An 11,379-nucleotide genomic window follows, 5' to 3' on the forward strand; every position below is an offset into this window, starting at 1 on the left:
ACACATCGCCGTGGGCGGGCCGGAATCAGCGGCGGCGGGCGGGTGTTGGGTCGGTGGGGGCGCAGTGCCCGTGCCCTGCCTCGGACCACCTCACGAAGGACGACTCGCAGTGACGACTGCCGTTGAGCGCAAGACCGCCGACTTCTGGTTCGACCCGGCCTGCCCGTGGGCGTGGATGACGTCCCGGTGGCTGATCGAGGTGCAGCAGCTGCGCCCGGTCGACGTGCGCTGGCACGTGATGAGCCTGTCGGTGCTGAACGAGCACCGCGACCTGCCGGCGAACTACCGCGAGCTGCTGGACAACGCCTGGGGCGCGGTGCGGGTGTGCATCGCGGCCGAGCAGAAGTTCGGCAGCGAGGTGCTGGGCCGGCTCTACACCGAGCTGGGCCTGCGCTTCCACAACCAGGGCCTGCCGCAGGACCGCGAGACGATCACGGCCGCCCTGGTGGCCGCCGGCCTGCCCGCCGAGCTGGCGGACGCGGCCCGCGGCAAGGACCACGACGACGCGCTGCGCGCCTCGCACCAGGAGGGCATCGGCCTGGTCGGCGAGGAGGTCGGCACCCCGGTGATCGCGGTGGAGGGCGCGGACGGCGACCGGGTCGCGTTCTTCGGCCCGGTGGTCACCCCGGCCCCGAAGGGCGAGGCCGCGGCCCGGCTGTGGGACGGCACCCTGCTGGTGGCCTCCACCCCGGGCTTCTACGAGATCAAGCGCACCCGGACGGCGGGCCCGTCCTTCGAGTAGGGCCCGGTGGACGTGCGAGGGCCCCCGGAAGCTCGGCTTCCGGGGGCCCTCGGGCTGTTCGGGAGGGTCAGCGGGCGGCGGCCGCGTCGCGGCGCTGCTTGGCCAGCCCGGCCGTGACCAGCAGCGCGACCAGCACGCCGGCCGCGTACAGCTGCTGGCGGTCGCCCTCGGTGGTGGTCATCAGGCCGAGGATGCCGACCACGGCGGCCATCGCGACCCAGGTCAGGTACGGGTAGCCCCACATCTTCACGGTGAGCAGCTCGGGCGCCTCGCGCTCCAGCCGGCGGCGCATCCGCAGCTGGACGACGCAGATGAACAGCCAGACCACCAGGATGGCCACGCCGGTGGTGTTCATCAGCCAGGTGAACACGGTGTCCGGCCAGACCTTGGAGGCGAGCACGGCGGCGAAGCCGAACAGGCAGGAGGCCAGCACGGCCCGGCGCGGCACCCCGCCGCCGACCTTGGCCAGCGCCTTGGGGCCCTGGCCGCGGCCGACCAGCGAGTACGCCATCCGGGAGGCGCCGTAGATGTTGGCGTTCATCGCGGACAGCAGCGCGATCAGCACCACGGCCTGCATGATCGCCCCGGCGCCGGGCACCCCGAGGTGGTGCAGCACGGTGACGTACGGGCCGTCCGTGACGACCGCCGGGTCCTTCCAGGAGACCAGGGTGACGACCAGCGCCATCGAGCCGATGTAGAAGATCGCGATCCGCCAGACCGCCGTGCGCACCGCGTTGGCGACGTTGCGCTTGGGGTCGTCGGACTCGGCGGCGGCGATGGTCACGGTCTCCAGGCCGCCGTAGGCGAAGACGGAGGCGAGCAGGCCGACGATCAGTCCGCTGCTGCCGGTGGGCAGGAAGCCGCCCTGGCCGGTGAGGTTGGTGGTGCCGGGGGCGCCGGGGCCGATCACGCCGGCGACGCCGAGCCCGCCGATGACGAGGAAGGCGACGATCGCGGTGACCTTGATCGCGGCGAACCAGAACTCGAACTCGCCGAAGTTCTTCACCGCGGTGAGGTTGCTGGCGCAGAAGAAGGCCATGAACAGGGCGACCCACACCCAGGAGGAGACCCCGGGTATCCAGCCGTTGACGATCTTCCCGGCGGCGGTGGCCTCGGCGGCGACGCCGCAGCAGAGCATCACCCAGTACATCCAGCCGGCGGTGATCCCGGCCCAGGGGCCGAGCTCCTTCTCGGCGTGCACCGAGAACGAGCCGGAGGCGGGCCGGGCGGCGGACATCTCGCCGAGCATCCGCATGATCAGCATGACCAGCAGGCCGGAGAGGACGAAGGCCAGGATGATCGCGGGGCCGGCGGCCGCGATGCCCGCGCCGGAGCCGACGAACAGGCCGGCGCCGATCACCCCGCCCAGCGCGATCATCGACAGGTGTCTCGGCTTGAGACCGTGGCCGAGCTGCTGGCCGGTGGCCGGCCCGGCGTCGGTGGTCCCGGGCGCCGTGGGCGCGGTGGTGGGGGCCATGGGCGTGGAACTTCCAGACTGTGCGGAATGCGGCATGAGTTGTCCAATATCCGGGGACGCCCCTGTCCATGCCAACCGGTTTCGGCACGGGCCCACCATGCGGACCGGGCGGTCACGAAGCGCCCCGGACCCGTCACGCTGCGTGCCGCTCGACCCGGACCCGACAAGTGGCGCGGTCGCTCCTTTGTCCGAATCCCTGGCGGTGCCGGAGTGGATCACCACGTAGGTTCACAGGTGTTCACTCACCTGGACCTCACGGAGGAATCCCCGATGGCCACTGCCGCCACCCCGGCCGCCACCCCGATAGGGCGCCGCGCCGTTCTCGCCGACCTGCTGCCCGCCGCCTCCACCCGCCTCGGCGCCCAGGTCCGTGACCTGGCCCTGGTGGCCGGCGGCGCCGCGCTGACCGGTGCCGCCGCGCAGCTTTCGGTGAACGTCCCCGGCTCGCCGGTGCCGGTCACCGGCCAGACCTTCGCCGCCCTGCTGGTCGGCACCGCGCTGGGCGCCCGCCGCGGCGTCGCCTCGCTCGCCCTCTACCTGCTGGCCGGCCTGGCCGGCATGCCCTGGTTCGCCGAGGGCACCTCCGGCTGGACGATGCCCTCGCTCGGCTACGTGCTCGGCTTCGTCCTCGCCGCCGGCCTGACCGGCGCGCTGGCCCGCCGCGGCGCCGACCGCACCCCGGTGAACACCGCCGTCACCATGGTCCTCGGCAGTCTGGCGATCTACGCGGTCGGCGTCCCCTACCTGGCCGCCTCGCTGCACGTGCCGCTGGCCCGCGCCGCCGAGCTGGGCCTCTACCCGTACCTGGTCGGCGACGCGCTCAAGGCCGTCCTCGCGGCCGGCGCCCTGCCGCTGGCCTGGAAGCTCGTCGGCAAGCGCTGAGCCCCCACGGCGCCGCCGCCGGCGCCCCCTGCGGAGCCCGGGCGCACCCGCATGCCACACTCATGGCATGCGCGTGTACCTGGGCTCCGACCATGCCGGATACGAACTGAAGAACCACCTGGTGGAGTGGCTGAAGGGGGCCGGCCACGAGCCGGTCGACTGCGGGCCGCACATCTACGACGCCGAGGACGACTACCCGCCGTTCTGCCTGCGCGCCGCCGAGCGCACCGCCGCCGACCCGGAGGCGCTGGGCATCGTGATCGGCGGCTCGGGCAACGGCGAGGCGATCGCCGCCAACAAGGTCAAGGGCGTCCGCGCGGCGCTGGCCTGGAGCGTGCAGACCGCCGAGCTCGGCCGCCAGCACAACAACGCCAACGTGATCTCCATCGGCGGCCGGATGCACACCGAGGACGAGGCCACGAAGTTCGTCGAGGTCTTCCTCAACACCCCGTACAGCGGCGAGCCGCGGCACACCCGCCGGATCGAGATGCTGAGCGAGTACGAGACCACCGGCGAGCTGCCGCCCATCCCGGCCCACCACCCGCAGGGCTGATCCCCTCCCGTCCACCCTCCCGGCCGGCCGCACCCTCCCGTGCGGCCGGCCGTCGCCGTTCCCGGCCCCCCGCCCGCCTGTGGGATCGGCCACAGGCACCGGCGTGCGCGGCACCCCCGCACGCGGGGTGCGCGCACCACCCGCAGGCTCTCTCCGGCCAACCGGCGCACGCCTCCTGACGCCGCGCCCGCCGGCGCGCCGATCGGCCGAAACCCGCTGACGCTCCCGCGCCCGTCGGACGACGCCCGCCCCCGAGCCGTCGACGCCGGGCCGCACCCGTGGATAGGGTCGGACCCCATGGCTGGCAGACCGCCGGGCGCACCGCCCCAGACGACTGCGACGAGGCCCGGCGCCACCGCGGCGTCCGACCCCGTGACGGCCCGGTTGCGCAGGAGGCTCCGCCGGGCCCGCCGAAGGCTGCGCACGGCCGGAGTGGACTACTTCCGCGGCGGCGCCGCCGACTGGCCGGTGCTCTGCGCGCTCGCCCTGCTCGTCCCGCTGATGATCCTGCTCAACATCTGGATCCCGGACTGGGCCCCGCCCACCACCCTGGTCCTGCCGATCCTGGCCGGCGCGCTGCTGCTGCGCCCCGGCAGCCTGGTGGTGCTGTACGCGCTGGCCGCGATCGGCCTCTCCGCCGAGTCCGTGATCCACACCGGCCAGCGGGTCGCCAGCGAGAACCCGGAGGCCTACGTCTACGGCGTCACCCCCGGCGCCGCCCTGGTGGTCGGCGCCGCCGGCGTCGGCGGCCTGCTGCTGGCCCAGTTCCGGGCTCGGGTCGGCGTGCCCTGGTGGGGCGGCTCCACGATGCTGTTCGACCTGCGCGAGCGCCTGCGGGTGCAGAGCCGGGTGCCCGAGCTGCCGGCCGGCTGGCACGCCGACATGGCGCTGCGCCCGGCCGGCGGGCAGTCCTTCTCCGGCGACTTCGTGGTCGCCGCCCGCACCGGGCCGGGCCAGCGGCTGCTGGAGGTGGTCCTCGCGGACGTCTCCGGCAAGGGCATGGACGCCGGCTCCCGGGCGCTGCTGCTGTCCGGCGCCTTCGGCGGCCTGGTCGGCTCGCTGCCCGCGCACGACTTCCTGCCCGCCGCCAACGGCTACCTGCTGCGCCAGTCCTGGGAGGAGGGCTTCGCCACCGCCGTCCACCTGGTGCTGGACCTCGACACCGGCGAGTACGAGCTGCTGTCGGCCGGCCACCTGCCGGGCATGCAGCGCCTCGCCGGCGAGGGCCGCTGGGAGGTCAAGGAGGCGGAGGGCCCGCTGCTCGGGATCTACGACGGCGCCAAGTTCGACGGCGTGCGCGGCCGGCTGAACCGCGGCGACGTGCTGATGCTGTGCACCGACGGCATGGTCGAGGCGCCCGGCCGGGACCTCTCCGAGGGCATGGACCGGCTGATGGGGGAGGCGGACCGGCTGGTGCCCGGCGGCGGCCCCGGCACCGGCGCGGGCGCGGCCGCGGCGCTCATCGAGACGGTGGCCCGGGACATCAACGACGACCGTGCCGTCCTGCTGCTCTGGCGGGACTGAGACCGACCTGCCCTCGGCACATGCCGGGGGCAGCGGCTGTCAACCCCGGCAGCAGATCTTCGGCCAAATCGGACGGCCCGTCGACGGACCGGACCAGCGGCTTCCGTTCCCCGCCCCGGACCGCTTCCCGGCCGCTCAGCACCGCCCCGCCGACGATTCGTCAGAACGGCTCGGCTATCGTCCCGGTCGGCGGAAACTCGTCCCGCACCGCAGGATATCGGCGTTGGGCTGACTGTCAGACCTTTACGCAATCGGCACGGTCGACCACACTGAGTCCGGGCGGGACTGTTCAGGATTCGGGGGATGGGGGGCGACACGTGCGGCGCAGCAGACAGCGGTCCACCGTGGGCCCCCGCACCGGCGGTGTGCCGGACGGTCCGCGATTCCGCCTCGGGACCGTCGGACAGGCCGGGGTCCGGCTTTCGCAGGTGCCACCGGGTGGTGGCGCCACGCTATGAAAACGAGGAAGTGAGTCCGGGTGGCACTCTCCGTCTCCGCGCTGGTCCTGTTCGCGATCCTGTGCATCATCTTCATCCGCAACAAGCAGATGAAGATCGCGCACGGCATCGTCGCCGCCCTGTTCGGCTTCATGCTGCACGAGACCACCATGGCCAGCTCGATCAACTCGCTGCTGTCCAACCTGGCGCACAGCATCTCCAGCATCACCGGCGGCTGATCCGGCCGGGCCGTCCGCGCATCCCCCCGACCGGCCCGCCCCGAGCCGAAGGGGCGCGCCGGTGTCGAAAGGGAGGAGCGAGGGAACGCCGACCGTCGACACCGGGTCAGGAGCGCCCCGGAGGCGAGCGGGCGAGTAGCGGTCACCGGCTGGCCCGTCTCGCCTCCCGCCAGCGGGCGAACAGGCCCCGGGGGCGCACCGCCGGGGCCGCCGCGACCGCTGCCGCGAGCGCCGCCGCACCGTCCGACCGTTCGGCCGGGCGTACCGCCGGCTCGACCGTCAGTAGCACGAACATCCTTGCCCAGCACAGCCGTTCGCCGCGCGGCCAGTCCAGCGCGCGCAGCGCCGCCGACGCCGCCTCCGAGACCTCGCCGCCCACCCGGACCTCGGCCACGTCGTCGCCCGCCTTCCCGCCCAGGAAGAGCTTGACCCCCACCGGCCCGGGCCCGGCCAGCCCGGCCCGCAGCGCGGGCGCCAGCGCCGGCAGCACCCGGTTCTCGGCGAGCCACGCCGCCAGGTGCTCGTTGCCGAAGCCGAACACCGCGGCCGGCCCCTGCATCGCCTGCCAGCCCGGGAGCCCCGGCACCTCCAGGCGGTCCGCGTGCACCCCGCGCCCCTCGGCCAGTTCGACCAGCACCGAGGCGGTGGTGGTCGCCCACATCTTCACCGCGTTCGCGAGCTTCTCCTCCTCGGTCTTGCCGAGGCCCGCCGCGCAGTCCCACACCACCGGGGCGTCCGCCCGGCCCAGTTGCAGCACGAAGCCGAGGTCCACGTGCCCGCCGCCGTCGTCGCCCGGGTGCTCGCGCACGGCCACGGCCGTGGTGCCCGGGCCGCGCACGACCTCGCCGTCGACCGTGAACTGCTGGCCCAGGCGCGCCATCTCCAGCACCACACAGCGCTGTATGACGGCCAGTCGCTCCTCGGGACGCACCGGGACTCCTCCACTCGGGGAGCGCGGCGGGCGGGGCCCGTTCGAACCGCGCTCGAACGGGCCGAGGCTATCGGCCCGGCACCCGAGCGGGAAACCGTTCGTTCCGCTCCGCCCTCCGGTCGCGGAAATATCCCGTATGCCCCACTTTGGGGAGCGGAACCCGACGTCCGCCCGCCCGGAGAACCCGCATGCCCCGCACCGCCCCGGCATCCCCGCCGCCGTACCCGCTCCATCCGGACGGCTCCGGCCTGGTCGCCGAGATCGAGGCCTACCTCGCCTCGCTGCCCGCCCCCGCCCGCACCCCGGTGCCGTACGTCTGCCCGTACGGCAGCACTCCGCGGCCCTGGCACGCCGGCTACCCGGAGCCCCGCGCCACCCTGCTCGACCGGGCACTGCGCCGCCCGGCGCGCCCGGTGCCGGTGAGCGCCGCCGACCACCTGCGGCTGGCCTCCCGCTACCTCGGCGCCTTCGGCTGGCTGCAGGGCGCCATGTGGGACTCCGCCGGCCGGGTCTGCCTGCTCGGCGCCCAGGCCGCCGTCCTCGCGCACGGCTACGGCACCCCGGCGACCGTGCGCACCGCCCGGGTCCAGCTGATGGAGGTGCTGCACGCCACCGGCCGCCCGGCGCGCTCTCCGGACGAGTACAACGACCGGCCCACCACCCGCGCGGGCGACGTCCACCAGCTGCTCGACCGGGCCGCGGCCCGGGCCGGCCGCCTCGGCCTCTAGCGGGCGCACCGGGCCCGCGAACGCGTCCGGCCCCGGCGCGGAGCGCACCGGGGCCGGACCTGTGGAGCGGGCGACGAGAATCGAACTCGCGTGACTAGTTTGGAAGACTAGGGCTCTACCATTGAGCTACGCCCGCATGATCATCCGGCGCGTCCGCGGCCGGAAGGTCTGGGACAGCGTACCTGGTCCCGCCGTCCTCATGCACACCGCATTTTCGCCGGGCGGCCCCCGGAGCTGTCCCGCGGGGCCCGTGAGCGGCCCCGGAGGAACCTCCGAGCGGCCCCGGAACAACTCCACGAGCCGAACTGGCCCGCCGTGTACGCTTCCTCTCGGCACCACGGGGTGTGGCGCAGTTTGGTAGCGCGTCCGCTTTGGGAGCGGAAGGCCGTCGGTTCGAATCCGGTCACCCCGACAGTGAGTGCGCAGGGTCTCGCCCACCGGGGCGGGGCCCTGTTCTGTAGGGCGGTACGGTGGCGTCTGGCGTCCGCCTTTCGTGGTACCGGTAGGATGGGGCGCTGGCGGTAGTCCCTGTGGCGTCCACCCAGGTCGACCGCACGAGGGCGAGGAGTCACGCTCACCGTCCACCCCCCACGGGAGATGCAGCTCCAACCGCCCATCGCCCGTCTCGTCCGAACCGCCCGTACCGGCCCCAGGCCGGGCGGCGGGTACGGGCGGAGGCAACCCGACCGCAAGCCCATAGGAGACCTAACCGTGAAGAGCGCCGTCGAGACTCTGAACCCGACCCGGGTTCGACTCACCGTCGAGGTGCCCTTCGAGGAGCTCAAGCCCAGCCTCGACGCGGCGTACAAGAAGATCAACCAGCAGGTCTCGGTCCCGGGCTTCCGCAAGGGCAAGATCCCGAACCGGGTCATCGACCAGCGCTTCGGCCGTGGTGCCGTGCTGGAAGAGGCCGTCAACGACGCCCTGCCGCGCTTCTACACGCAGGCCGTCGACGAGGGCAAGATCGAGGTCCTCGGCCAGCCCGACATCACCAACATCGAGGGTGTCGAGAAGATCGCCGATGGCGGCGACCTGAAGTTCACCGCCGAGGTGGACGTCCGTCCCGAGATCACCCTGCCGGAGTTCTCCTCCATCGAGGTGACCGTCGACCCGATCGTGGTCGCCGACGAGGACATCGACAAGTCGCTGGAGCAGCTGCGCGAGCGCTTCTCCTCCGTCAAGGACGTCGAGCGCGCCGCCGCCGAGGGCGACGTCGTGGTCGTCGACCTGGTCGCCAAGGTCGACGGCGAGGTGCCGGAGGACGGCACCGCCACCGGCGTGAGCTACGAGATCGGCTCGGGCCGTCTGATCGACGGCATCGACGAGGCCGTCGTCGGCCTGTCGGCCGGCGAGGAGAAGACCTTCAGCACCGAGCTCAAGGGCGGCACCCAGGCGGGCAAGACCTCCGAGGTCACCGTCACCGTCACCGCCGTCCAGGAGAAGGAGCTGCCGGAGCTGGACGACGAGTTCGCCCAGCTGGCCAGCGAGTTCGACACCCTGGAGGACCTGCGCGCCGACTCCCGCAAGCGCCTTGAGCGCATGAAGGAGTACGACCAGGCCACCCAGGCCCAGGAGAAGGTGCTCGACGCGCTGCTCGCCCTGGTCGAGATCGAGTTCCCGGAGAAGCTGCTCGCGGACGAGATCCAGACCCGCAAGCACAACCTGGAGCACCACCAGCTGGAGCCGATGGGCCTGAACCTCGACACCTACCTGGAGACCCAGGGCAAGTCCCGCGAGGAGTGGGACGCGGAGATCGAGGAGCAGGCGAAGAAGGGCATCAAGACCCAGTTCGTCCTGGACCAGATCGTCGCCGACGAGGAGCTGGGTGTTAACCAGGAGGAGCTGACCGAGCACCTCATCCGCCGCGCCGCCGGCTCGGGCCTCACCCCGGACCAGTTCGCGCAGCAGGTCGTCCAGGGCGGTCAGGTTCCGCTGCTGGTCGGCGAGGTCGCCCGCGGCAAGGCGCTGGCCACGGTGGTCGAGGCCGCCAAGGTCGTCGACACCGAGGGCAACGAGGTCAACTTCGACGACGAGGACGAGACGGCCGAGACCGTCGAGGCCGCCGCCGAGGAGAAGACCGAGGAGAGCACCGAGGCCTGAGTGCCCCGGTAGCCCCCTGAGGCAACGCGCAGCGGGCCCGGACGCCGTACGGTGTCCGGGCCCGCCGTCGTCCCACCCGCGGCAGGGCGCGACCCTGCGCTCACAGCGAACAGTTCTGCGTGAGGGATTCTGCGGCCCGGCCTGCGCGTTAGGGTCCTTGGACAGCACCAATCACGACGTGATACCCGGAAGCTGTGCGACACCGTGAGAGCCGTGGAGCGGCCCTCCAAACCGACTGAGCAGGTGGCTAAGTGACGTTCCCGCAGATCCAGACGCCTGGCCCGATGGCGCCGCACGCCGCCGCTGGTGACGTGCTCGGCGGCCTTGGCGACCAGGTGTACAACCGGCTGCTCAACGAGCGGATCATCTTCCTCGGCCAGCAGGTCGACGACGACATCGCCAACAAGATCACCGCCCAGCTGCTGCTGCTGGCCGCGGACCCGGACAAGGACATCTTCCTTTACATCAACTCTCCGGGTGGCTCGATCTCGGCCGGCATGGCGATCTACGACACCATGCAGTACATCAAGAACGACATCGTCACCATCGCGATGGGCATGGCGGCCTCGATGGGCCAGTTCCTGCTGACCGCCGGCACCCCCGGCAAGCGCTTCTCGCTGCCGAACGCCAACATCCTGATGCACCAGCCCTCCGCGGGCCTCGGCGGCTCCGCGACCGACATCCGGATCCAGGCCGAGCAGCTGCTCCGGACCAAGAAGCGGATGTCCGAGCTGATCGCGCACCACAGCGGCCAGACCTTCGAGCAGATCACCGCGGACTCCGACCGCGACCGCTGGTTCACCCCGGAGGAGGCCAAGGCCTACGGTCTGATCGACGAGATCATGCACAGCGCCGCGGACGTCCCCGGCGGCGGCGGCACGGGCGCCTGAGCCTCGGCCCGGCCCACGAGACCACAGCCCCAACGCCCCGGAGGACAAGAACCCCCATGAACATCCCCAGCCTGTCGGCCGCCCAGGCCCGCGTCGAGGACATGCGTGCGGAGGGCCGCTACATCGTCCCGCGCTTCGTCGAGCGCACCACGCAGGGCATCCGCGAGTACGACCCGTACGCGAAGCTGTTCGAGGAGCGCATCATCTTCCTCGGCTCGCAGGTCGACGACGTCTCGGCGAACGACATCATGGCGCAGCTGCTGTGCCTGGAGTCGATGGACCCGGACCGCGAGATCCAGATGTACATCAACTCGCCCGGCGGCTCGTTCACGGCCCTGACGGCCATCTACGACACCATGCAGTACGTGAAGCCGGACATCACCACGGTCTGCATGGGCCAGGCGGCCTCCGCCGCGGCCGTGCTGCTCGCCGCCGGCACCCCCGGCAAGCGGATGGCGCTGCCGAACGCCCGTATCCTGATCCACCAGCCGTACACCGAGACCGGCCGCGGTCAGGTGTCGGACCTGGAGATCCAGGCCAAGGAGATCTTCCGGATGCGCGAGCAGCTGGAGGAGATGCTCTCGAAGCACTCCAACAAGTCGGTGGAGCAGGTGCGCGACGACATCGAGCGCGACAAGATCCTCACCGCCGAGGAGGCCGTCGAGTACGGCCTGATCGACCAGATCATCTCCACCCGCAAGACCTCGCTGACCTCCTGAGGCCAGCACTCGCCGGAGCGGGGGGGCCCCCCCCCCGGGGGGCCCCCCCCCGGGGGGGCGGGCCCCCCCCCCCCGGCCCCCGGTGGGGATCAAAAAGCCCCCGGCGGAGGGGAAACCCCCCGCACAAGCAGGGCACCCCCCCCCCCGCCAGGAAACT

Annotated in this window: 11 protein-coding genes and 2 tRNA genes; 10 read left to right on the forward strand and 3 right to left on the reverse strand. The window is 72.6% G+C overall.

Going from position 1 to position 11,379, the window contains the following annotated elements; genetic code table 11:
- The first annotated feature begins 109 nt into the window (after nt 1-109).
- Nucleotides 110-742, forward strand: a complete 633-nt coding sequence (locus tag ACPC54_RS37785; protein ID WP_498971513.1) for a mycothiol-dependent nitroreductase Rv2466c family protein — start codon at nt 110-112, stop codon at nt 740-742.
- Between the two features lie 67 nt (nt 743-809).
- Here the strand turns inward: ACPC54_RS37785 and ACPC54_RS37790 are convergent, their stop codons facing one another.
- Nucleotides 810-2,219: an amino acid permease gene (locus ACPC54_RS37790; RefSeq protein WP_498971515.1), complete on the reverse strand. Its 1,410-nt coding sequence runs from the start codon at nt 2,217-2,219 to the stop codon at nt 810-812.
- Nucleotides 2,220-2,489: 270 nt separating this feature from the next.
- On the opposite strand from ACPC54_RS37790, the gene ACPC54_RS37795 reads away from it, so the two are divergent.
- The 4 genes from ACPC54_RS37795 (at nt 2,490) to ACPC54_RS37810 (ending at nt 5,854) form a co-directional block, all read left to right on the forward strand.
- Entirely contained in the window at nt 2,490-3,101 is a 612-nt protein-coding gene (locus ACPC54_RS37795) for a biotin transporter BioY (protein ID WP_498971517.1), read from the forward strand.
- A gap of 67 nt (nt 3,102-3,168) precedes the next feature.
- Complete coding sequence (locus ACPC54_RS37800; RefSeq protein ID WP_045696877.1) at nt 3,169-3,654, forward strand: ribose-5-phosphate isomerase; 486 nt, start codon at nt 3,169-3,171, stop codon at nt 3,652-3,654.
- A gap of 297 nt (nt 3,655-3,951) precedes the next feature.
- Nucleotides 3,952-5,178 (forward strand): PP2C family protein-serine/threonine phosphatase, encoded by a 1,227-nt coding sequence (locus ACPC54_RS37805; RefSeq protein WP_498971519.1) that lies wholly within the window; start codon nt 3,952-3,954, stop codon nt 5,176-5,178.
- Between the two features lie 478 nt (nt 5,179-5,656).
- Nucleotides 5,657-5,854 (forward strand): hypothetical protein, encoded by a 198-nt coding sequence (locus ACPC54_RS37810; protein WP_045696875.1) that lies wholly within the window; start codon nt 5,657-5,659, stop codon nt 5,852-5,854.
- 142 nt (nt 5,855-5,996) lie between these two features.
- On the opposite strand, the gene ACPC54_RS37815 is transcribed toward ACPC54_RS37810, so the two are convergent.
- Nucleotides 5,997-6,785, reverse strand: coding sequence for a DUF6348 family protein (locus ACPC54_RS37815; RefSeq protein WP_498971521.1), 789 nt, complete (start codon nt 6,783-6,785; stop codon nt 5,997-5,999).
- A 188-nt stretch (nt 6,786-6,973) separates the two neighbouring features.
- Here ACPC54_RS37815 and ACPC54_RS37820 point away from each other — a divergent pair, with 188 nt between their 5' ends.
- Nucleotides 6,974-7,513, forward strand: a complete 540-nt coding sequence (locus ACPC54_RS37820) for a DUF6197 family protein (RefSeq protein ID WP_498971523.1) — start codon at nt 6,974-6,976, stop codon at nt 7,511-7,513.
- A 62-nt stretch (nt 7,514-7,575) separates the two neighbouring features.
- Here the strand turns inward: ACPC54_RS37820 and ACPC54_RS37825 are convergent.
- Nucleotides 7,576-7,649 (reverse strand) — tRNA-Gly (locus tag ACPC54_RS37825).
- Nucleotides 7,650-7,851: 202 nt separating this feature from the next.
- On the opposite strand from ACPC54_RS37825, the gene ACPC54_RS37830 reads away from it, so the two are divergent.
- The 4 genes from ACPC54_RS37830 (at nt 7,852) to ACPC54_RS37845 (ending at nt 11,222) form a co-directional block, all read left to right on the forward strand.
- Nucleotides 7,852-7,925: transfer RNA gene (locus ACPC54_RS37830), tRNA-Pro, on the forward strand.
- 299 nt (nt 7,926-8,224) lie between these two features.
- Nucleotides 8,225-9,613, forward strand: a complete 1,389-nt coding sequence (gene tig / locus ACPC54_RS37835) for a trigger factor (protein ID WP_498971525.1) — start codon at nt 8,225-8,227, stop codon at nt 9,611-9,613.
- Nucleotides 9,614-9,897: 284 nt separating this feature from the next.
- Nucleotides 9,898-10,503, forward strand: coding sequence for an ATP-dependent Clp protease proteolytic subunit (locus ACPC54_RS37840; RefSeq protein WP_498971529.1), 606 nt, complete (start codon nt 9,898-9,900; stop codon nt 10,501-10,503).
- 56 nt (nt 10,504-10,559) lie between these two features.
- Complete coding sequence (locus tag ACPC54_RS37845) at nt 10,560-11,222, forward strand: ATP-dependent Clp protease proteolytic subunit (RefSeq protein ID WP_363648351.1); 663 nt, start codon at nt 10,560-10,562, stop codon at nt 11,220-11,222.
- The last annotated feature ends 157 nt before the right edge of the window (nt 11,223-11,379 follow it).

This window comes from Kitasatospora sp. NPDC094028, assembly GCF_049543595.1.
In the GTDB taxonomy this organism is placed as follows: Bacteria; Actinomycetota; Actinomycetes; order Streptomycetales; family Streptomycetaceae; genus Kitasatospora.

Coding starts and splice junctions, on each gene's coding strand:
- ACPC54_RS37805 (WP_498971519.1), top strand. CDS start 3,952: ATGGCTGGCAGACCGCCGGGCGCACCGCCCCAGACGACTGCGACGAGG.
- ACPC54_RS37800 (WP_045696877.1), top strand. CDS start 3,169: ATGCGCGTGTACCTGGGCTCCGACCATGCCGGATACGAACTGAAGAAC.
- ACPC54_RS37845 (WP_363648351.1), top strand. CDS start 10,560: ATGAACATCCCCAGCCTGTCGGCCGCCCAGGCCCGCGTCGAGGACATG.
- ACPC54_RS37790 (WP_498971515.1), bottom strand. CDS start 2,219: ATGGCCCCCACCACCGCGCCCACGGCGCCCGGGACCACCGACGCCGGG.
- ACPC54_RS37795 (WP_498971517.1), top strand. CDS start 2,490: ATGGCCACTGCCGCCACCCCGGCCGCCACCCCGATAGGGCGCCGCGCC.
- ACPC54_RS37820 (WP_498971523.1), top strand. CDS start 6,974: ATGCCCCGCACCGCCCCGGCATCCCCGCCGCCGTACCCGCTCCATCCG.
- ACPC54_RS37840 (WP_498971529.1), top strand. CDS start 9,898: ATGGCGCCGCACGCCGCCGCTGGTGACGTGCTCGGCGGCCTTGGCGAC.